The organism is Pseudomonas sp. RtIB026 (genome assembly GCF_016861355.2).
Classification (GTDB): Bacteria; Pseudomonadota; Gammaproteobacteria; order Pseudomonadales; family Pseudomonadaceae; genus Aquipseudomonas; species Aquipseudomonas peradeniyensis.
This window is the reverse complement of the sequence record NZ_AP023348.2, coordinates 3,559,661-3,577,215: the sequence shown is the minus strand read 5'-3', so window position 1 is coordinate 3,577,215 and position 17,555 is coordinate 3,559,661. Positions and strand designations below refer to the sequence as shown.

At 64.5% G+C, this 17,555-nt stretch carries 15 protein-coding genes and 1 pseudogene; 11 read left to right on the top strand and 5 right to left on the bottom strand.

Features of this window, described 5'->3' with window-relative positions; translation table 11 throughout:
- Window positions 1-35 precede the first annotated feature (35 nt).
- From PRtIB026_RS16105 to PRtIB026_RS16060, 10 genes are all read left to right on the top strand, one after another.
- Entirely contained in the window at window positions 36-317 is a 282-nt protein-coding gene (locus PRtIB026_RS16105) for a peptidylprolyl isomerase (RefSeq protein ID WP_203646512.1), read from the top strand.
- 16 nt (window positions 318-333) lie between these two features.
- A complete protein-coding gene (locus PRtIB026_RS16100) occupies window positions 334-2,256 on the top strand; it encodes an extracellular solute-binding protein (RefSeq protein WP_420713582.1) in 1,923 nt (640 codons plus the stop codon).
- Window positions 2,253-3,311 (top strand): microcin C ABC transporter permease YejB, encoded by a 1,059-nt coding sequence (locus tag PRtIB026_RS16095; RefSeq protein ID WP_203646514.1) that lies wholly within the window; start codon window positions 2,253-2,255, stop codon window positions 3,309-3,311. The genes PRtIB026_RS16100 and PRtIB026_RS16095 overlap by 4 nt, the downstream gene beginning before the upstream one ends.
- The gene (locus tag PRtIB026_RS16090; RefSeq protein WP_203646516.1) at window positions 3,311-4,327 is read left to right on the top strand and encodes an ABC transporter permease; all 1,017 of its coding nucleotides are present in this window, start codon (window positions 3,311-3,313) and stop codon (window positions 4,325-4,327) included. Before PRtIB026_RS16095 ends, PRtIB026_RS16090 begins: the two co-directional genes overlap by 1 nt.
- Window positions 4,328-4,489: 162 nt before the next feature.
- Entirely contained in the window at window positions 4,490-5,875 is a 1,386-nt protein-coding gene (locus tag PRtIB026_RS16085) for a sigma-54 interaction domain-containing protein (protein ID WP_203646517.1), read from the top strand.
- 278 nt (window positions 5,876-6,153) lie between these two features.
- The gene (locus tag PRtIB026_RS16080; RefSeq protein ID WP_203646518.1) at window positions 6,154-7,545 is read left to right on the top strand and encodes a GntP family permease; all 1,392 of its coding nucleotides are present in this window, start codon (window positions 6,154-6,156) and stop codon (window positions 7,543-7,545) included.
- Window positions 7,546-7,556: 11 nt separating this feature from the next.
- Window positions 7,557-8,327 carry a 3-hydroxybutyrate dehydrogenase gene (gene hbdH, locus PRtIB026_RS16075; protein WP_203646519.1) on the top strand — a complete coding sequence of 257 codons (771 nt, stop codon included), beginning with the start codon at window positions 7,557-7,559 and terminating at the stop codon, window positions 8,325-8,327.
- Between the two features lie 213 nt (window positions 8,328-8,540).
- A complete protein-coding gene (locus PRtIB026_RS16070; protein ID WP_203646520.1) occupies window positions 8,541-10,490 on the top strand; it encodes an acetoacetate--CoA ligase in 1,950 nt (649 codons plus the stop codon).
- Between the two features lie 163 nt (window positions 10,491-10,653).
- A complete protein-coding gene (locus PRtIB026_RS16065; protein WP_008095636.1) occupies window positions 10,654-10,929 on the top strand; it encodes a peptidylprolyl isomerase in 276 nt (91 codons plus the stop codon).
- Window positions 10,930-11,049: 120 nt separating this feature from the next.
- Window positions 11,050-13,479 (top strand): autotransporter outer membrane beta-barrel domain-containing protein, encoded by a 2,430-nt coding sequence (locus PRtIB026_RS16060; RefSeq protein WP_203646521.1) that lies wholly within the window; start codon window positions 11,050-11,052, stop codon window positions 13,477-13,479.
- Here the strand turns inward: PRtIB026_RS16060 and PRtIB026_RS16055 are convergent.
- The 4 genes and pseudogenes from PRtIB026_RS16055 to PRtIB026_RS16040 all read right to left on the bottom strand — a co-directional run.
- Window positions 13,476-13,754 (bottom strand): annotated as a pseudogene (locus PRtIB026_RS16055) (LysE family translocator); the annotation flags it as partial. The gene PRtIB026_RS16060 and the pseudogene PRtIB026_RS16055 sit on opposite strands and share 4 nt — an antisense overlap.
- 179 nt (window positions 13,755-13,933) lie before the next feature.
- Window positions 13,934-14,611, bottom strand: coding sequence for a hypothetical protein (locus PRtIB026_RS16050; protein WP_267812486.1), 678 nt, complete (start codon window positions 14,609-14,611; stop codon window positions 13,934-13,936).
- A 235-nt stretch (window positions 14,612-14,846) separates the two neighbouring features.
- On the bottom strand, window positions 14,847-16,118 hold the full coding sequence (gene umuC / locus PRtIB026_RS16045; protein WP_203646524.1) for a translesion error-prone DNA polymerase V subunit UmuC: 1,272 nt from the start codon (window positions 16,116-16,118) through the stop codon (window positions 14,847-14,849).
- Window positions 16,108-16,536, bottom strand: coding sequence for a LexA family protein (locus tag PRtIB026_RS16040; RefSeq protein WP_203646525.1), 429 nt, complete (start codon window positions 16,534-16,536; stop codon window positions 16,108-16,110). The genes umuC and PRtIB026_RS16040 overlap by 11 nt, the downstream gene beginning before the upstream one ends.
- A gap of 107 nt (window positions 16,537-16,643) precedes the next feature.
- On the opposite strand from PRtIB026_RS16040, the gene PRtIB026_RS16035 reads away from it, so the two are divergent.
- Complete coding sequence (locus tag PRtIB026_RS16035; protein WP_203646526.1) at window positions 16,644-17,321, top strand: SOS response-associated peptidase; 678 nt, start codon at window positions 16,644-16,646, stop codon at window positions 17,319-17,321.
- Window positions 17,322-17,367: 46 nt separating this feature from the next.
- Here PRtIB026_RS16035 and PRtIB026_RS16030 read toward each other — a convergent pair whose 3' ends face one another.
- A complete protein-coding gene (locus tag PRtIB026_RS16030) occupies window positions 17,368-17,553 on the bottom strand; it encodes a hypothetical protein (protein WP_203646529.1) in 186 nt (61 codons plus the stop codon).
- Window positions 17,554-17,555 lie beyond the last annotated feature (2 nt).

Below are 17,555 nucleotides of genomic sequence, written 5' to 3'. Positions count from 1 at the left end.
TAGGCTTGCCTTTTTGATCCCAAGGAGCAGTACCCATGGCCCGAGCCACCGCCCGCCACATCCTGGTTGCCAGCGAAGAGAAGTGCAACGAACTCAAAGCGCAGATCGAAGCCGGCGCCGACTTCGCCGAAGTCGCCAAGGCCAACTCCACCTGCCCGTCCAGCCGCCAGGGCGGCGACCTCGGCTCGTTCGGCCCGGGCCAGATGGTTCGCGAGTTCGACACCGTGGTCTTCAGCGCGCCGCTGAATGTCGTCCAGGGTCCGGTGAAGACCCAGTTCGGCTACCACCTGCTGGAAGTGACCAGCCGTCAGGACTAAGTCATCGAGGGCGATGATGTCCCCTGTGGGAGCGGGTTTACCCGCGAATGCGCCCGTACATGCAACATCGTTGCCTGAGCTGACGCATTCGCGGGTAAACCCGCTCCCACAGGTGCTGTGTTGCATGATCCTGTGGTGCTCGCTCTCGTTAGCCCACGCCGCCCCCACCCACGCCCTCACCGTCTACGCCGAAGCCCCGCGCTACCCTGCGAACTTCCGCCATTTCGACTACGTCAACCCCGACGCCCCCAAGGGCGGCAGCCTGCGCCGCTCGGCCATCGAGATCGGCAATTTCGACCATATCCTGCCCTACATCGACAAAGGCATCGGCGTCAGCCAGGTCGATGGCTGGCTGTACGCACCGCTGGCCGTGCGCTCACTCGATGAACCCTACACCGTCTATGGCCTGATCGCCCAGCGCATGGAACGCGGCCCCGACGACGCCTGGCTGCGCTTCTACCTCGACCCCCGCGCCACCTTCGCCGACGGCAAGCCGGTACGGGCCGAGGACGTACGCTTCAGTTACGAATTGCTGATGAACCAGGGCAGCCTCAAGTTTCGCACCCAGTTCGCCGATGTCGCCGCGGTGGCGGTCGAAGGCCCGCGCCAGGTGCGCTTCGACTTCAAGCAACCCCATGGCCGTACCCTGGCCCTTGAACTGGCCGGCCTGCCGGTGCTGCCCGAGCACGACTGGCAGCAACGCGACTTCGCCAACGGTGCCGGTTTCGACAAGCCAGTGGGTAGCGGTCCGTACCGCATCGGCAGGATCGATAACGGCCGCAGCATTACCTTCGAGCGCGATGCGAGCTGGTGGGCCCGGGACCTGCCGGTCACCCGCGGGCTGTACAACTTCGCGCGTATCGGCGTCGAATTCTTCGGCGACACCGAAGTGGCCCGCCAGGTACTTAAGGGCGGGGGCTACGACTACAACCGCGAGTACTCCGCTACCGCCTACACCCTCGGCTACAAGGGTGCGCCTCTGGATGACGGGCGCCTACAACGCGCCCACCTCGCCCCGGCCAAGCCGCAGATCGCCCAGGGCTTCGTGTTCAACCTGGACAAGCCGCAATTCAAGGACCGCCGCGTGCGCCAGGCCCTTGGCATGCTCTGGGACTTCGAGTGGAGCAACCGGCAGATGATGCGCAACATGTACATCCGCCAGCAGAGCCTCTACTCCAATACGCCTCTGGCCGCCCGCGCCCTGCCCGACGCCGAGGAGCTCAAGCTGCTCGAGCCACTGCGCAGCCAAGTGCCGGACGAAGTGTTCAGCCGGGTGTTCAGCGCGCCGGTCACCGACGGCTCCGGCATCATCCGCCAGCAGCAACTGCAGGCCCTGGCCTTGCTGCAGGACGCCGGCTGGCATCCCCAGGGCGATCGGCTGGTCAACGCCCTGGGCCAGCCGCTGAGCTTCACCTTCCTCAATGGCCAGTCGGGCCTGGAGCGCCTGCTGCTGCCGTGGAAGCGCAACCTCGCACAGATCGGCGTCGAGCTGAACATCCGCAACGTCGACTCCGCCCAGTACGTCAACCGGGTGATGGCCCGCGACTACGACATGATCGTCACCGGCTACCCGGTGACCCTGTCCCCGGGCAGCGAGCAGTACAACTACTTCGGCTCCGCCGCGGCCAACGATCCGGGCTCGAACAACCTGATGGTGCTCAAGGACCCGGCGGTGGACCGCCTGCTCGACGGCCTGGTGCGCGCCACCAGCCAGGCCGACATGCTGCGCCACGCCCGCGCCCTGGACCGGGTGCTGCAATGGAACTACTACTGGATTCCCAACTACTACCCGCCGGGCAGCTCGACGGTGTGGTGGAACCGCTTCGGCCTGCCCAAGGTACAGCCGGCCTATGACGAAGGCCTGGACACCTGGTGGGAAGTCAGCCCCCGGGCGCTGACCAACCCGCAGATGGCCGAACGGCTGCGGAGTGCGCCATGACTGCCTACATCCTGCGCCGCCTGCTGCTGATCATCCCCACCTTGCTGGCGATCCTGCTGGTGAACTTCGCCATCGTCCAGGCCGCGCCCGGCGGGCCGGTGGAACAGGCCGTGGCGCGCCTGCAGGGCATCGGCGGCGGCGCGCCGGGCGCCCGCGTCGAGGCGGTACAGGGCGAGTCGCGCGCGACCCGCGGCCTGGACCCGAAGCTGATCGAGGAGATCAAGCGCCAGTACGGTTTCGACAAGTCCGCGCCCGAACGGCTGTGGCTGATGCTCGGCCAGTACGCACGGCTGGATTTCGGCCAGAGCTTCTTCCGCGGCGCCACGGTCACCGAGCTGATCGTGCAGAAGCTGCCGGTGACCCTGTCGCTGGGCTTCTGGGCCACGCTGATCACCTACCTGGTGTCGATCCCGCTGGGCATCCGCAAGGCGGTACGCCATGGCAGCCGTTTCGACGCCTGGAGCAGCGCGTTGATCGTGATCGGCTACGCCCTGCCCTCGTTCCTGTTCGCCCTGCTGTTGATCGTGTTGTTCGCCGGCGGCACCTCGCTCAACTGGTTCCCGGTGCGCGGGCTGGTGTCGGAGGACTTCGACCAGCTCAGCCTGATGGGCAAGGTCGCTGACTACTTCTGGCACCTGGTACTGCCGGTCGGCGCCCTGGTGATCGGCGGCTTCGCCACCCTGACCCTGCTGACCAAGAACGCCTTCCTCGACGAGATCGCCCGCCAGTACGTGGTCACCGCCCGGGCCAAGGGCCTGAGCGAGCGCCGGGTGCTGTACGGCCATGTGCTGCGCAACGCCATGCTGCTGGTGGTGGCCGGCCTGCCCCAGGCGCTGATCACGGTGTTCTTCGCAGGTTCCCTGTTGATCGAGGTGATCTTCTCCCTCGACGGCCTCGGGCGCATGAGCTACGAGGCGGCGGTATCGCGGGATTACCCGGTGGTGTTCGGCACGTTGTTCATCTTCACCCTGGCCGGGCTGCTGATCCGCCTGCTGGGCGACCTGTGCTACACGGTGCTCGACCCGCGCATCGATTTCGACGCGAGGGGCCGCTGATGTTTTCGCCCATCGCCCGGCGGCGTCTGCGGCGTTTTCGCGACAATCGCCGTGGCTGGATCTCGCTGTGGTTGTTCGCCGGGCTCTTGCTGCTGAGCCTGGGCGCGGAGCTGGTGGCCAACGACAAGCCGTTGCTGCTGGGCTACCAGGGTGAGCTGTACACCCCGGCGCTCAAGCGCTACACCGAGCAGCAGTTCGGCGGGCAGCTGCCGTTCCAGCCTGACTACCGCAGCCAGTACGTGCGCCAACTGATCGAGGGCCAGGGCGGCTGGATGCTGTTCGCGCCGATCCCGTTCAGCGCCGATACCCCCAACTACGACCTGCAGGTGCCCACCCCCAGCCCGCCCAGCGCGAGCAACTGGCTGGGCACCGACGACCAGGGCCGCGATGTGCTGGCGCGGGTGCTGTATGGCACGCGGGTCTCGCTGTTGTTCGCCTTCGCCCTGACCCTGATCAGCGTGCTGATCGGCGTTACCGCCGGCGCCCTGCAGGGCTACCACGGCGGCTGGGTCGATCTGCTCGGCCAGCGCCTGCTGGAGGTGTGGTCGGGGTTGCCGGTGCTGTACCTGCTGATCATCCTGTCGGGGTTCGTCGAGCCGGACTTCTGGTGGTTGCTGGGGATCATGGCGCTGTTCTCCTGGCTGGCCCTGGTCGATGTGGTGCGCGCCGAATTCCTCCGCGGGCGCAACCTGGAGTACGTCAAGGCGGCACGGGCGCTGGGGCTTTCAGACACCCAGGTGATGCTGCGGCATATCCTGCCCAATGCCCTGAACGCGACCCTGACCTATGTGCCGTTCATGCTCACCGGGGCGATCACCACCCTCACCGCGCTGGATTTTCTCGGCTTCGGCATGCCCGCCGGCAGCGCCTCGCTGGGCGAGCTGGTGACCCAGGGCAAACAGCACCTCGAGGCGCCTTGGCTGGGCTTTACCGCATTCTTTGCCCTGGCGTTGATCCTGTCGTTGCTGGTATTCATCGGCGATGCGCTGCGCGAGGCGTTTGATCCTCGCATGTAGGAGCGGCCTTGCCGAGGCGTCGGACCGGCCGGAAAGGGCCGCAGAGCGGCCCCGGGATTTCAGTGGCGACGCAAAGATCGCTGGGGCCGCTTTGCGGCCCTATCGCGGCACAAGGCCGCTCCTACACGTTCGGCATATATTTCGATTACGGGTATCCCTTCCATGCACGACAACCTCAAGGACTACCCCCAGGTCCGCCAACTGGCCATCCGCTCGCTGTTCGAGATCATCGAGCAATCCAGCGAAGGCACGGTGATCGTCGACCGCCAGGCGCGCATCGTCTGGATGAACGAGCGCTATGCCCGCCGTTTCGGCCTGCAGGATGCCGCCAGCGCCATCGGCCAGCCCTGCGAGGCGGTGATCCCCGGCAGCCTGATGCGCGAGGTGGTGAGCAACGGCAAGCCGATCCTGCTGGACATGCTCGACACGCCGAACGAGCCGCTGGTGGTGATGCGCCTGCCGATCCACGACGACCAGGGCGCGCTGATCGGCGCCATCGGTTTCGCCCTGTTCGACGAGCTGCGCAGCCTGTCGCCGCTGCTCAAGCGCTACGCCAGCATGCAGCAGGAACTGGCCTCGACCCGCTCGCAGCTGCGCGCGCGCCAGGCCCGCTACAGCTTCGCCCAGTTCGTCGGCAGCAGCCCTGCCTGCCTTGAGGCCAAGCGCCGCGCCCGCCGCGGCGCGACCAGCGACTCGCCGGTGCTGCTGCTCGGCGAGACCGGCACCGGCAAGGAGCTGCTGGCCCACGCCATCCATGCCGCCTCGGCGCGGGCGCACAAGGCGTTTGTCAGCATCAACAGCGCGGCGATCCCCGAAGCGTTGCTGGAGGCCGAGTTCTTCGGCACCGCCCCCGGCGCCTTCACCGGCGCCGACCGCAAGGGCCGCAGCGGCAAGCTGCAACTGGCCGAAGGCGGCACCTTGTTCCTCGACGAGATCGGCGACATGCCCCTGGCCCTGCAGAGCAAATTGTTGCGTGTGCTGCAGGAGAAGGAATACGAGCCGGTGGGCAGCAACCAGATGCTGCGCAGCGACGTGCGGATCATTGCCGCCACCTCCATCGACCTGCAGGCGGCCATGGCCCGGGGGGCGTTTCGTGCCGACCTGTACTACCGGCTGAACGTGCTGCCGGTGCAGGTGCCACCGCTGCGCGAACGCCTGGAAGACCTGCCGGCGCTGTGCGAGGCGATCCTCGCCGAGTTGGGCAGCCAATATGAGCTGGAGGCCGAGGCCCAGGCATTGTTGGGGCGGCATGCCTGGCCCGGGAATATCCGAGAACTGCGTAATGTGCTGGAACGGGCGACCTTGCTGGCGGATCAGCCGCGCTTGAATGTGTCGGACTTGGTCAGTGCATTGGGGCCGTTGAGCCCGGTGGCCGAGACAGCGCCGCAATTGGGGTACCGGGAGGCCTGCGCGCAGTTTGAACGCGGGCTGATTGTGCAGGCCTTGGCACGCAGTGGCGGGAATGTGCCGGAGGCGGCAAAGGCATTGGGATTGGGGCGCTCGACGCTGTACAAGAAAATGGTGGTGCTGGAGATATTGTCTCAATAAAGAGATTTAAGTTTCATAATAGAGACTGTTGCGAGGGCTTCGCCCTCGATCGCGGGGCAAGCCCGCTCCTACAGGGATTGGTGATACTCGCAAATACACCGCCCCCTGTAGGAGCGGGCTTGTCCCGCGATGGCCTTCAGCCCATATGCATCTCTAAACAGAGACAAAAAAATCAGCAAAAGAACATTTATTCAATAAAATCAATTAGTTATAAGCATGGCACGATTCCCGCTATCTCCCCGGCAACCATAAAAACAACACCCTGGAGATCCCCCTCGATGACCGTGCTCATCGCCCTCGCTGCCCTGGCCCTGCTGATGCTCGCCGCCTACCGCGGCTACAGCGTAATCCTCTTCGCCCCCATCGCCGCCCTCGGCGCCGTGCTGCTCACCGACCCTGCCGCCGTGGCCCCGGCCTTCACCGGGGTGTTCATGGAGAAAATGGTCGGCTTCATCAAACTGTACTTCCCGGTGTTCCTGCTCGGCGCCGTGTTCGGCAAGCTGATCGAACTGTCGGGCTTCTCGCGCTCGATCGTCGCTGCCGCCATCCGCCTGCTTGGCACCCGCCAGGCCATGCTGGTGATCGTGCTGGTCTGCGCCCTGCTCACCTACGGCGGCGTGTCGCTGTTCGTGGTGGTGTTCGCGGTGTACCCGTTCGCCGCCGAGATGTTCCGCCAGAGCAACATCCCCAAACGGCTGATCCCGGCGACCATCGCCCTGGGCGCGTTCTCCTTCACCATGGACGCCCTGCCCGGCACCCCGCAGATCCAGAACATCATTCCCAGCACCTTCTTCAACACCACCGCCTGGGCCGCGCCCTGGCTGGGGCTGATCGGCACGCTGTTCGTGTTCTGCGCCGGCATGCTCTACCTGCAACGCCAGCGCAACAAGGCCCAGCGCAAAGGCGAAGGCTACGGCAGCAACCTGCGCAACGAGCCGGAAACCGCCGACGATATCGCCCTGCCCAACCCCTGGCTGGCCCTGGCGCCACTGCTGCTGGTGGGGGTGATGAACCTGCTGTTCACCCACTGGATCCCGCAGTGGTACGGGACCAGTCACACCCTGCAGTTGCCGGGCATGGCCACGCCGGTGCACAGCGACGTGGCCAAGCTCACGGCGATCTGGGCGGTGCAGGCGGCCCTGCTGGTGGGCATCCTGATGGTGCTGGTGTGCGCCTTCGGCACCATTCGCCAGCGCCTGGCTGAAGGCACCAAGAGCGCGGTGAGCGGCGCCCTGCTGGCGGCGATGAACACCGCCTCGGAATACGGTTTCGGCGCGGTGATCGCCTCGCTGCCGGGCTTCCTGGTCCTGGCCGACGCCCTGCGCGGCATCCCCAACCCGCTGGTCAACGAAGCCATCACCGTCACCCTGCTGGCCGGCATCACCGGCTCCGCCTCCGGCGGCATGAGCATCGCCCTGGCGGCCATGAGCGACAGTTTCATCGCCGCCGCCAACGCGGCGAACATCCCGCTGGAGGTGCTGCACCGGGTCGCCGCCATGGCCAGCGGCGGCATGGACACCCTGCCGCACAACGGCGCGGTGATCACCCTGCTGGCGGTTACCGGGCTGACCCACCGCGAGGCCTACAAGGACATCTTCGGTATTACCCTGATCAAGACCCTGGCCGTGTTCGTGGTCATCGCCACGTTCTACGCTACCGGCATCGTATGAAGGAGAACGGCATGACGCTCAAAGGCAAGACCGCATTGGTCACCGGTTCCACCAGCGGCATCGGCTTAGGAGTAGCCCAGGTGCTGGCCGAGGCCGGCGCCAACATCCTGCTCAACGGCTTTGGCGACCCGGCGGCTGCCATTGCCGAGATCAGGCAGCACGGGGTCAAGGTGGCCCACCACCCCGCCGACCTGTCCGACGTCGCGCAGATCGAACAGATGTTCGCCATGGCCGGGCGCGAGTTCGGCGCGGTCGATATCCTGGTCAACAACGCCGGCATCCAGCATGTGGCACCGGTCGAACAGTTTCCGGTGGAGGCCTGGGACAAGATCATCGCGCTGAACCTGTCGGCGGTGTTCCACGGCAGCCGTCTGGCGCTGCCGGGCATGCGCGCGCGGGGCTGGGGGCGGATCATCAACATCGCCTCGGTGCACGGCCTGGTGGGCTCCACCGGCAAGGCCGCCTACGTCGCCGCCAAGCATGGCGTGGTCGGCCTGACCAAGGTCATCGGCCTGGAGACCGCCACCAGCAACGTCACCTGCAACGCCATCTGCCCAGGCTGGGTGCTGACCCCGCTGGTGCAGAAGCAGATAGACGACCGTGCCGCCAACGGTGGCGACGCGCAGCAGGCGCAGCACGACCTGCTGGCCGAGAAGCAGCCTTCGCTGGCCTTCGTCACGCCCCGGCATCTCGGCGAGCTGGTGTTGTTCCTGTGCAGCGAGGCCGGCAGCCAGGTGCGTGGCGCCGCCTGGAATGTCGATGGCGGCTGGCTGGCCCAGTAAGCGGCTAGAATGATGGTCGGGGTTGCGCATTCTCTGTGTGTAGGAGCGGCCTTGCGCCGCGAAAGGGCCGCAAAGCGGCCCCGGCGATCGATGATGTGACACCAATGATTGGGGGGGCTGCGATGCAGCCCTTTCGCGGCACAAGGCCGCTCCTACAGGGGGAGCGCAAGCCCTGAAGAGGCGAGTGGATCAGCAATCACCGAGGGTCCCGGCATGAACGACGTACTCTGGCGCCCCTCCACCTCCCGCATCGAAGCGAGCCGGATGGAAGCCTTCCGCCGCCGGGTCAACCGGCGCTTCAATCTCCAGCTCGACAGCTACGCCGCCCTGCACCGCTGGAGCATCGAGCAGCGCCCGCAGTTCTGGCAGGCCCTGGCCGAGTACTTCCATGTGCGCTGGCACACGCCACCGACGAGCATCCTCGAGGAAGGCGAGCACATGGCCGACGCTCGCTGGTTCCGCGGCGCCACCCTGAACGTCGCCGAGCATCTGCTGCAACGCCGCGACGACCGTCCCGCCGTGGTGGCCGTGCGCGAGGACGGCACTCGCCACCGCCTCACCCACAACCAGCTGGCCGGCCAGGTCGCCGGACTGCAACAGGCCTTCAGGCAGGCTGGCATCCAGCCCGGCGACCGTATCGCCGCGGTAATGCCCAATACCTGGGAAACCCTGGTGGCCATGCTCGCCGCCACCAGCCTCGGCGCGGTCTGGTCCAGCTGTTCACCGGAGTTCGGCACCCACGGCATCATCGACCGTTTCGGCCAGATCGCGCCCAGGCTGCTGGTGGCCTGCGCCGGTTATCAATATGCCGGGAAGGTCATCGACCAGGTCGAGAAAATCAACCAGGTCGTGGCCCAGCTACCAAGCGTCAAGCAGTTGCTGGTGGTGCCGCATACCCGACCGCAGACCCGCGCCGATGAGTTCATCGGCGCGCCGACGAGCCTGTGGGCCGATTACTTCACGCCCGGCGGGACGCCGATCTTCACCGCGCTACCCTTCGATCATCCGCTCTATATCCTGTACTCCAGCGGCACCACCGGCGTGCCCAAGTGCATCGTCCACCGTGCCGGCGGCGTGCTGCTGCAACACCTCAAGGAACATGGCCTGCACAACGACCTCAAGGCCGACGACGTGCTGTTCTACTACACCACCTGCGGCTGGATGATGTGGAACTGGCTGGCCAGCGGCCTGGCGGTCGGCGCCACCCTGCTGCTGTACGACGGCTCGCCGTTCCACCCAGGCCCCGCGCGCCTGCTCGACCTGATCGACGCCGAAGGGATCCACGCCTTCGGCACCAGCGCCAAATACCTTGCCGCCCTGGAACAGGCCGGTGTCGAACCGGCCAAGTCCCACCGCCTCGACAGCCTGCGGCTGATTCTCTCCACCGGTTCGCCCCTGTCACCGCACAGCTACGACTATGTCTATGCCAAGGTGAAGCCCGACGTGTGCCTGGCGTCCATGTCCGGTGGCACCGATATCGTCGCCTGCTTCGTGCTCGGCAACCCGCTGCTGCCGGTGCGTCGGGGCGAAATCGCCGGCAAGGGCCTGGGCATGGCGGTGGATGTTTGGAACGAACAGCGACAGTCGATCAGCGGCGAGAAAGGCGAGCTGGTCTGTACCCAGCCCTTCCCTTCGATGCCGCTTGGCTTCTGGGGCGACGACGATGGCAGCCGCTACCATGAGGCGTATTTCAGCCAGTTCGAGGGCATCTGGTGCCAGGGCGACTATGCCGAGCAGATACCCGACGGTGGCCTGGTGATCCACGGCCGTTCCGACGCCGTGCTCAACCCCGGCGGCGTGCGCATCGGCACCGCGGAGATCTATCGCCAGGTGGAAAAGGTCGAGGAGGTGCTGGAGAGCGTGGCCATCGGCCAGGACTGGCACGGCGACGTGCGCGTGGTGCTGTTCGTGCGCCTGCGCGACGGCCTGCAACTGGACGATGCCCTGCGCCAGCGTATCCGCCAGGTGATCCGCCAGTACACCACGCCGCGCCATGTGCCGGCGGTAATCGCCCAGGTCGACGACATCCCGCGCACCCTCAGCGGCAAGCTGGTGGAACTGGCGATCCGCAATGTGGTGCATGGCCTGCCGGTGAAGAACACCGATGCCCTGGCCAACCCCGAGGCGCTGGAGCAGTTCCGCGACCGTGCGGAATTAAGGTAACTGGAGAACCTCGTGGGAGCGGGCTTGCCCCGCGATTTGGCACCGACTTCGTCGGTGTTCGCGGGGCAAGCCCGCTCCCACGCCCCCGCGACAGCCGCGCTGCCCCAGGTTCTCCGACATCAGGCATAATGTCGGCTTTTTGCCCTGAAGCACAGGTACCCCAATGAAAGCCCAAGCCCGCCATATCCTGGTCAAGACCGCTGACGAAGCCGAAAAGCTCAAGCAGCGCATCGCCAACGGCGAGGCCTTCGACGTGCTGGCGAAGAAATTCTCCACCTGCCCGTCCGGCAAGCGCGGCGGCGACCTGGGCGAAGTGCGCCCTGGCCAGCTGGTCGGCGCCATCGACCAGGTGATCTTCAAGAAGCCCCTGCGCGTGGTGCACGGGCCGATCAAGAGCAAGTTCGGTTATCACCTGGTGCAGACGTTCTACCGCGACTGACAGGCGACGGCCACTGGCCACCTGACATTTCTGCCAGTTGTGCCCCTCTCCCAGACCTCTATACAACCGGGTTGAGCCTGCATGCGCTGCGGGCCTTCCCGGAACCACGGAGGTCTACCCATGCGAACGCGCCTGCTGCTGACTCTCGCCACCCTGCCCCTGCTGAACGTGCCCACCGCCCAGGCGGCCTGCAGCTTCACCGCCGGAGCAGGTGACGATACGTACATCTGCGACAGCGGCACAGCAGCCACGCTGATTGACACCAATGGCAACAACAGCCTGGGCATGCCAGTCGGTGGGACAGGCCTCATCAGTGGCGATGTGACCTTCGGCGCCGGTGCGGACCCTATCGACATGGCCTCCGGCAGCATCGGCGGCAACGTCGACCAGGGTTCGGGCATCGACGACTTCAAGATCAGCGGTGGCGTAATCGAAGGCAACCTCAACCAGGGCGATGGCCTGGATACCTTCCGCATGACCGGTGGCTGGATCAAAGGCACCTTCGACAGCGGCGACCATGCCGAAATGGACGCCGGGCGAATCGGCAACGTCAACATGCGCCTGGACGAAAACACCTTCATCATGCGCGGCGGCGTGATCGACCGGAACATCATCACGGCCTTCGACAAGGACTATGTGGAGATCTTCAACGGCGCCGTGGGTGGCAATATCAGCGTCAGTGGCGGCGACGACCGGGTGCTGGTGCATGGCGGCCGGATAGGCGGTGATGTGTTGCTTAGCACGGGCAACGACACGTTCACCTGGGACGGTGGACGTATTGCCGGTCGCGTTGACCTTGGGCCTGGTGATGATCAGGCCCTGCTCAAGCGCCTGGAGCAGGATGCACTGTCCATCCCGCTCGACGGCGGCACAGGCAACGATACGTTGACCTTCAACGCCAGCCGGAGCACCGGGGGCGGCCAGTACCTGAACTGGGAGCGGATTGCGCTGAACGCGGGTAGCCACCTGGAGCTGACCGACACCTTGCGCCTCGGCGATGCGGATACCGGTCGTGGCACATTGAGCATCGATGCCGACAGCACCCTCGTTTCCCGGCAAGGCATCATCTCTGCCGTTGCCACAGGCCAGCCGGCGACTGTGAGCAATGCCGGCACCCTTAACCTCGGCACCGGCGAGGATGGACTCGGACGCTTGACGATCCACGGCAACTACGAAGGCGCCAACGGCACCCTGCGCCTCAACAGCCAGCTGGCTGGGGACGATGCGGCTTCCGACCGTCTGGTGGTCGGCCAGGGCGCCATCACCGGCAGCACCCGGTTGCTCGTCAACAACCTCGGTGGCACCGGCGCCGCCACCACCCAGAACGGCATCCAGGTGGTCGAGGCCCGCGACGGTGCCACCAGCAGCGCCAACGCCTTCGTGCAGACCCAGACACTCTCGGCCGGCGCCTACGACTACCGCTTGTTCAAGGGCGGCGTGACTGCGGGCAGCGAGAACAGCTGGTACCTGCGCTCGACACTGGTCGCGCCACCTGCGCCCGCGCCGGGTGAGCCGCCCGTTACACCGCCCGTGCCGGCGCCGGCGCCCGGTCAACCCGATCTTCCCGACCCGGTGGCCGGCGAGAGCGTGCCGCTGTACCGCCCGGAAGTGCCCGTGTATGCCGCGGCCCCTCGAGGCGCCGCGATCATCGCCCGCCAGGCCCTGGGCACCTTCCACCAGCGCCAGGGCGACCAGCGGTTGCTGGCTGGCCAGGGCGCATTGCCGGCCAGTTGGGGCCAGGCCTATGGCGGCGCATTGCGCCAGCGCTGGAGCGGTACCGTCAGCCCGAGCCTGGATGGCGACCTGCAGGGCTTCAAGGTGGGCCAGGACCTCTATGCCACGGTCAGTGACAATGGCTATCGCCAGCAGATGGGCGTGTACGTCGGCCACAGCCGGCTGGACGCTGACGTCAAAGGCTTTGCCCTGGCCGTGGAAGACCGCCGCGTCGGCGACCTGGTGCTCGATGGCAAGAGCGTCGGCGTCTACTGGACGCTGGTCGCGCCGCAAGGCGGGTACCTCGACACGGTCGTCCAGTACACCGACCTCGATGGCCGGGCGCGCTCGGACCGCGGCGGCAAGCTGGAGCTTGACGGCCATGCCTGGAGCGCGTCGGTTGAGTCCGGCTTGCCGATTGCCTTGTTCGAGCGCTGGACCCTGGAGCCGCAAGCGCAGCTGATCGCCCAGAAGACCTCACTGGACAGCGCCAGCGACGGCGTCTCACGCATCAGCCATGACGCCCAGGTGGAATTGACCGGTCGCCTTGGCGTGCGCCTGGAAGGCACTTTCAAGGTCAGCGGCGATCGCCTGCTACAACCTTACGCACAACTAAACCTGTGGCATGGCGACGGCGGTCGCGACACCTTGACCTTCGATGGCGTGGACAGGATCAAGACCGACTACCGTTACACCTCGGCGCAACTCGAAGGCGGCCTGGTGGCCCAGGTCAACCGGGCCTTGAGCCTGCACGGCGGCATGCAATACACCAGCAACCTGGATAGCCGCCAGCAGGAAGCCAGCGGCGTGAACCTGGGCGTACGCTGGCAGTTCTAGCGCCGTGCGGCGAGCAGGCCGATACCGGCGCAGCCGAGCAGCGACGCGCTGATCCGATTGAACAGCCGCCGTGGCCCGGGCCGCTCGAACCAGCGCTGCAGGTAGGCGCCAAGCCCCGCGTAGATGGCGATGGCCGCCCACTCCAGCAGCAGGAACAGCACGCCCAGTTGCAGGAACTGTTCGCTCACCGGCGTGGCGCTGCCCATCGAGACGAACTGCGGCAGGAAGGCGGTGAAGATCAGAATGGCCTTGGGGTTACCTAGCGATTGCCAATATAGACATACCAAGCCTGCTGCCTCTCAGCACGATCAAGGCTTGGTAAACTCGACGCAACGCCAGCCATATTGGCCGGTTACCCAGCCAGCGCAGACTGAAAGCCCACTGCTGTCAGAAGCCTATCTCGGATTGAGTGGATCTAGCGTATGACCAGATCAGACCTAGCCTCATGCAAGGCTCATTCTGATTTTGGCCGATAATTTTGAATGTGTCTTTCTATCTCTAGATCGAGCCGCTCAAAGAAGGCAATCAGCAGGTTAATAAACTTAGGAATAAAATCAGAATGAATTGACACATATCCAGCTTCCACACCTGAAAGGCCCGCAGCTTTGGAAATAAACTTATTCACCTTCGCCTGTGGATCCGAAGGGAGTACCCCTCCACTGTGCACCACCACATTCCGCACCAGATTGACCCCCTTGATAAATGGAATCTCCCCCCCGAAAGATGACAAGTCAACACCTGCCACTTTCGCTAGAAATAAAAAAGCTCTTTCTATACCGCGCCCATTTATATCGTTAAGCTTTAGATCGCTACCCACACTCTCATACATAATCTCAGCCAGGGAATTCAACTGATGCTCTAAGAAGCTAAATAAGGTTATCAGTAACGAGGCCCGATGAAGAGCGGGATACTTGGATTGATTCAGATGCAAATCCCAAGCATAGCTATCAACAATATCCTCATGCTTAGCTTTTGGGTACTTGTTAAAAATACCCTCTAACTCTTCTTGCAAATCAACATCTTTAGCCCGCCAAGCCTCTTCAGTTTTATCATTGAAAGCCAGGAATTCTATAAGTTCGTTTTTCGCCAAATGGCAATGAATACAGAGTCCATTCCCGAAAAAATCTACCATTTTACCTCCCTCCAGCTTTCCACGAGATGAGCACACCCTTGGTATTTAACTTGCAAAATCATACCGACCACACCCCGATTGTGCTGGAGTATTGACGAGAAAATGCGCCCAAGCCCCATACACAAAGAGCTTGGGCGCATTTCTCTACCTGCCGGTGAAGAGTCCAAAGGGCATAGAGAGGCATAGAATGGCGCTCAGTTTGCCCCATTTTTGCCCCATGGTCTGGACTGCCTTCCTACCGGACTCGCCATAGCTGATCGATCCGCGTGGTATACGAACGACTCATCATCTCGCGCCGCATCCCCCAGTCAGGGGTACCGGGGACGCTGGCGGTACGCATCGTCCCTCGGCCGTACTTGCCATTGATTTCATCCAGCATCGACATCAGCCGATCGCAGGCCGCCGGCTGCGTCACAGCGAACAGATCATCGCTGAACTCCCCCGGCTGCCGCAGATCCATCAGCAGAACCTCGGCCTTGCTATAGCGGAACCCTGAGCGGTAGACCTGCCCAGCCGCTTCGGTGGCGGCCCTGGTAAGCAGCAGCGTGTCATTGGTTGGGTATGGCAGCTCGACCAATGCGCCCTTGGCATACTTGGCTTCGTCCGGGTTGAACATCCCAGTACGGATGCTGACCCGCATGCGCTTGCATACCGATCCCTGGGCGCGCAGCTTCTCCGCCGCTCGCGCCGTGTAGGTGGCCACCGCCTGTTTGATCGGTGCCAGCTCCGTCAGACGCTTGCCAAACATCCGACTGCAGCAGATCTCCTGCTTCGGCGGATCAGCCTCCTCCAACTCGAGGCAAGGCGTGCCGGCGAGCTCGCGCGCGGTCTTCTCCACCATCACGCTGAACTTGTCGCGCAGCATCCGTGGGTCTGCCTTCGCCAGATCCATGGCCATGCGGATGCCCATCGCCTCGAGGTGTGCCGTCATCCGTCGGCCAATGCCCCAGACCTCTTTCACCTCAGTGTTGCGCAGCACCCAATCGCGCTTGAAGTCATCAGTGATATCAACCACCCCACCGGTATGCGCCTGCAAGCGCTTCGCCGTGTGGTTAGCGAGCTTTGCCAGGGTCTTGGTGCGAGCGATACCCACACCGACGGGGATGCCTGTGCAGCGCAGCACCTTGGCGCGCACCTCTCGGCCGAACTGGGTCAAGCTCCCCTGCACACCCGTGAGATCAGCGAAGCATTCGTCGATCGAGTAGACCTCGGCCACCGGTACCATGGCCTCGATCAGGGACATGACCCGCTCACTCATGTCGCCATACAGCGCATAGTTGGACGAGAACGCCACGATGCCATGCCGCCGCAGCTTCTCCCTGGCCTGGAAATAGGGCTCGCCCATCTTCACGTAGGGCTTGGCGTCATATGACCTGGCGATCACACAGCCATCGTTGTTGCTCAGCACCACGATGGGTGTCTTGGCCAGATCCGGCCGGAACACGCGCTCGCAGCTTGCATAGAACGAGTTGCAGTCGATCAGCGAGAACACCTGGTCACTGGGCATGATCACGCACGCTGTAGCGAACCACACCCCAGACGACTAGGTCGTCGCCTTCCATGACGTGTCGCGCTGGGTAGGCGGGATTCTCCGATTGCAGTATCAGCACGCCGTCACGCCGGTACAGGCGCTTGCACACGGGCTCGGCGTTGATCGCTGCGATCACGATGTCGCCGTGTTCGGCCTCCTTGCTGCGGTCTACGATGAGAAGATCGCCCGAGAAGATCCCGGCCCCTTGCATGCTGTCGCCCTCCACCTGCACCAGGTACACGTGCGGGGCACGCAGGTCGAACAGCTCGTCTAGGGAGATATGGCGCTCCAGGTGATCCGCCGCTGGCGAAGGGAATCCGGCCGGCACACGGAACGAATACACCGGCAGCAGCGCAGGGCCGCCCGTCGGCGCGCCGAGGAAGGTGATGGTCATGGCAGATCAACTCGAATGAATGGCTGTATATTCATACAGTAAACTGTCAGACCGTTCCTACGTCAATGCGCGGACGCGAGGAAGTCGACAAACGAGCGAGGTGGGTTATGTGTGGGAGGCTAAGCCAGTACCGAGGCATCCATGACTTCGTTGACACCCTGAGCATGCCAGAGGTATGGCGGAACAACGTCGGTGACCAAGCCCTGGACCGGTACAACGTCGCGCCAACGACAAACGTGGCGGTGCTTCGAGTAGATGACGCAGGCCCGCGCGCGGACCTGGTGAGGTGGGGGTGGCGGCCGCACTGGGCGGCGGACCGGGCGGTGCCTATCAACGCCAGGGTCGAAAAGGTGGCGCACGGCCCCTTCTTCCGCGCGATCTGGCCGCACCGGGCGATCACACCGGTGGACGGCTGGTACGAATGGGTTGATGAAGGCGGGCCAAAGAAGCAGCCCTACTACATCCGCCGGCGAGATGGACGCCCCGCCCTTTGCGCCGCGATCGGTCAGTTCACCGGTACTGAGCATGACGGGTTCGTGATAATTACCGCCGACGCTCAGGGCGGGATGGTCGACGTGCATGATCGGCGGCCAGTCGTACTGTCGCCCGATCTGGCCGTTGAATGGGTCGCGGCCGGCATGCCAAGCGAGCATGCCGAACAGATCGTGCTCAACCTTGGCGAGCCGGCCGAGATCTTTGAGTGGCACCGGGTCGGCACCGCTGTAGGCAACGTGCGCAACCAGGGGCCGAGCTTGATCGAGCCTGTGCTCTTCCCAGCCTCATAGCCCCTCCCGGACTAGCTTCGCCCGGGAAAGCGCTAAGGCGTCGCGGTTACTTACCCACCGACTCCGCCATGATCCGGGCGGACTCGGCAAAGCCAACCCACTTGCCAGCGGAGTCCAGGCCGCGGTTCACCAGCTGCTGTTTAGCCAGCTCGTTCAAGTCAACTTCACCGCGCAGAGCCGCCAGCAGGATGTGGGAGGGGAAGGTTTGAAGGTACATCTCGGCGGTTTCCATGA

What these genes read in the sequence shown, in the direction of transcription:
- PRtIB026_RS16095 (WP_203646514.1), top strand. Translation starts at nt 2,253, where the DNA reads ATGACTGCCTACATCCTGCGCCGCCTGCTGCTGATCATCCCCACCTTG.
- hbdH (WP_203646519.1), top strand. Translation starts at nt 7,557, where the DNA reads ATGACGCTCAAAGGCAAGACCGCATTGGTCACCGGTTCCACCAGCGGC.
- PRtIB026_RS16035 (WP_203646526.1), top strand. Translation starts at nt 16,644, where the DNA reads ATGTGTGGGAGGCTAAGCCAGTACCGAGGCATCCATGACTTCGTTGAC.
- PRtIB026_RS16085 (WP_203646517.1), top strand. Translation starts at nt 4,490, where the DNA reads ATGCACGACAACCTCAAGGACTACCCCCAGGTCCGCCAACTGGCCATC.
- PRtIB026_RS16040 (WP_203646525.1), bottom strand. Translation starts at nt 16,536, where the DNA reads ATGACCATCACCTTCCTCGGCGCGCCGACGGGCGGCCCTGCGCTGCTG.
- PRtIB026_RS16105 (WP_203646512.1), top strand. Translation starts at nt 36, where the DNA reads ATGGCCCGAGCCACCGCCCGCCACATCCTGGTTGCCAGCGAAGAGAAG.
- PRtIB026_RS16060 (WP_203646521.1), top strand. Translation starts at nt 11,050, where the DNA reads ATGCGAACGCGCCTGCTGCTGACTCTCGCCACCCTGCCCCTGCTGAAC.
- PRtIB026_RS16090 (WP_203646516.1), top strand. Translation starts at nt 3,311, where the DNA reads ATGTTTTCGCCCATCGCCCGGCGGCGTCTGCGGCGTTTTCGCGACAAT.
- PRtIB026_RS16065 (WP_008095636.1), top strand. Translation starts at nt 10,654, where the DNA reads ATGAAAGCCCAAGCCCGCCATATCCTGGTCAAGACCGCTGACGAAGCC.
- PRtIB026_RS16070 (WP_203646520.1), top strand. Translation starts at nt 8,541, where the DNA reads ATGAACGACGTACTCTGGCGCCCCTCCACCTCCCGCATCGAAGCGAGC.
- PRtIB026_RS16030 (WP_203646529.1), bottom strand. Translation starts at nt 17,553, where the DNA reads ATGGAAACCGCCGAGATGTACCTTCAAACCTTCCCCTCCCACATCCTG.
- umuC (WP_203646524.1), bottom strand. Translation starts at nt 16,118, where the DNA reads ATGCCCAGTGACCAGGTGTTCTCGCTGATCGACTGCAACTCGTTCTAT.
- PRtIB026_RS16080 (WP_203646518.1), top strand. Translation starts at nt 6,154, where the DNA reads ATGACCGTGCTCATCGCCCTCGCTGCCCTGGCCCTGCTGATGCTCGCC.
- PRtIB026_RS16100 (WP_420713582.1), top strand. Translation starts at nt 334, where the DNA reads ATGTCCCCTGTGGGAGCGGGTTTACCCGCGAATGCGCCCGTACATGCA.
- PRtIB026_RS16050 (WP_267812486.1), bottom strand. Translation starts at nt 14,611, where the DNA reads ATGGTAGATTTTTTCGGGAATGGACTCTGTATTCATTGCCATTTGGCG.